Origin of the sequence: Streptomyces boncukensis, from assembly GCF_011045075.1 — a bacterium.
GTDB lineage: Bacteria > Actinomycetota > Actinomycetes > Streptomycetales > Streptomycetaceae > Streptomyces > Streptomyces boncukensis.
The window spans coordinates 1-2,212 of record NZ_JAAKZZ010000809.1 but is presented as its reverse complement, the minus strand read 5'-3'; the positions used below and the strand labels follow the sequence as shown (position 1 = coordinate 2,212).

Annotated in this window: 2 protein-coding genes; both read left to right on the top strand. The window is 77.4% G+C overall.

Features of this window, described 5'->3' with window-relative positions; all coding sequences use genetic code 11:
• The coding region (egtB, locus tag G5C65_RS35870; protein ID WP_420903399.1) for an ergothioneine biosynthesis protein EgtB at positions 1–1,438 on the top strand (1,438 nt) is incomplete at its 5' end.
• On the top strand, positions 1,438–2,212 hold a 775-nt coding region (gene egtC / locus G5C65_RS35865), incomplete at its 3' end, for an ergothioneine biosynthesis protein EgtC (protein ID WP_165303233.1). The genes egtB and egtC, both read left to right, overlap by 1 nt.

Sequence of the window (2,212 nt, the reverse complement as noted above, 5' to 3'; positions counted from 1 at the left end):
TGTACGCCCCAGGCGTGCCGCAGACGTTCAGCCGAGGCGGCGACGTCGGCGGGCTCCTGTCCCGGAGCGAGACGGAGCCGGACCCGCATCCCGGTCGAGGTGGGCCGCAGCAGACCACGCCGAGGCGCTGGAGCGGGCGCGGGCCCGCACCCTGGCGCTGACCGCGTGCCTGGACGCGGCCGAGCTGGCCGCCCAGCACTCGCCGCTGATGTCGCCGCTGATGTGGGACATGGCCCATATCGCCAACCAGGAGGACATCTGGCTGCTGCGGCAGGCCGGCGGCCGCCCGGCGCTGCGCGGCGAGCTCGACCCGCTGTACGACGCGTTCCGGCACCCGCGCGCGGACCGCCCGCAGCTTCCGCTGCTGGACCCGGACGCCGCCCGCGGCTATCTCGCGCAGGTGCGCGCCCAGGCCCTGGAGGTGCTCGCCACCGCGCCGGCCGGTGGCGACCCGCTGTTCGAGGGCGGCTTCGTGTTCGGCATGGTCGCCCAGCACGAGCAGCAGCACGACGAGACGATGCTGGCCACCCACCAGCTGCGGCGCGGCCCGGCCGTGCTGGACGCGCCGCCCCCGTCGCCGCCGGGCGGGCGCGACGTGCCATCCGCCGTGGACGGGATGAACGGGGTGGACGGGGCGGACGGGGTCCTGGTCCCGGCGGGCCCGTTCACCATGGGCACCTCGGCCGACCCCTGGGCGCTGGACAACGAGCGCCCCGCGCACACCGTGGACGTCCCGGCGTTCTGGCTGGACCCGGTGCCGGTGAGCAACGCCGCCTACCAGGAGTTCATCGCCGACGGCGGCTACGCCGAGCCGCGCTGGTGGACGGCGGCGGGCTGGGAGCACCGGCGGCGGGCCGGGCTGGAGGCGCCGCAGTTCTGGCACCGGGACGGCGGGCGGTGGCTGCGCCGCCGGTTCGGCGTCACCGAGGAGGTGCCGCCCGAGGAGCCGGTGCTGCACGTGTGCTGGTACGAGGCGGACGCGTACGCGCGCTGGGCGGGGCGGCGGCTGCCGAGCGAGGCCGAGTGGGAGAAGGCGGCCCGCCACGACCCGGCGACCGGCCGGACGCTGCGCAACCCGTGGGGCGCGGCCGACGCCGGGCCGCACGAGGCGAATCTGGGCCAGCGGCATCTGCGGCCCGCGCCCGTCGGGTCGTATCCGGCGGGCAGCGCGCCGTGCGGCGCCCGGCAGCTGCTGGGCGACGTGTGGGAGTGGACGGCGTCCGACTTCACCGGCTACCCGGGGTTCCGCGCGTTTCCCTACCGGGAGTACAGCGAGGTGTTCTTCGGTCCGGGCCACAAGGTGCTGCGCGGCGGGTCGTTCGGCTCCGACGAGGTCGCCTGCCGGGCCACCTTCCGCAACTGGGACCTCCCGGTGCGCCGGCAGATCTTCGCCGGGTTCCGCACCGCCCGCGACGCGCGTCCTGCGGAGGCCGTCTGATGTGCCGTCATCTGGCCCGCCTGGGCCCGGACCAGTCGCTCACCGCGCTGCTGCTGGACCCGCCGCACGGCCTGTACCGGCAGTCCTGGGCGCCGCGCAGGCAGCGGCACGGCACGGTCAACGCCGACGGCTTCGGCCTCGGCTGGTACCCGCCCGGCGACGGCGCGGAGCCGGCCCGCTACCGGCGCGCGACGCCCATCTGGGCCGACCCCAACCTGCCCGACCTGGCCCGCTCGCTGCGCTCCGGCGCGGTGCTGGCGGCGGTGCGCGACGCGACGCCCGGCACCAGCCAGGACGAGGCGGCCTGCGCTCCGTACCGCGCCGGGCGCTGGCTGTTCAGCCATAACGGGGCGATCGCCGGCTGGGAGGATCTGCCCGGCGAGCTGCCCGCCGAGCAGGGCGCGGCCCGCGATCCGGCCCGGCTGCTGCGGCTGGAGGCGCGCTGCGACTCCGCGCTGCTGTGGTCCCTCGTCCACGCGCGGCTGGCCGCCGGGGAGCCGCCAGGCGCCGCGCTGGAGTCGGTGGTGCGGGCCGTCGCCGCCGTACGGCCCGAGGCGCGGCTCAACCTGCTGCTGACCGACGGCCGCACGCTCGCCGCCACCCGCTGGGGCGACACTCTCGCCTACCGCGCCGCGGGCTCCGAGGCCGTCGTCGCCTCCGAGCCCCTCGACGACGGCTCCGCCTGGCAGGACGTGCCGGAGGGCTCCCTCCTGCTGGCCACCCGCGACACCGGCGTCGAGACCGTCCCCCTGTCCCCGGCCACGCCCCCCGCAC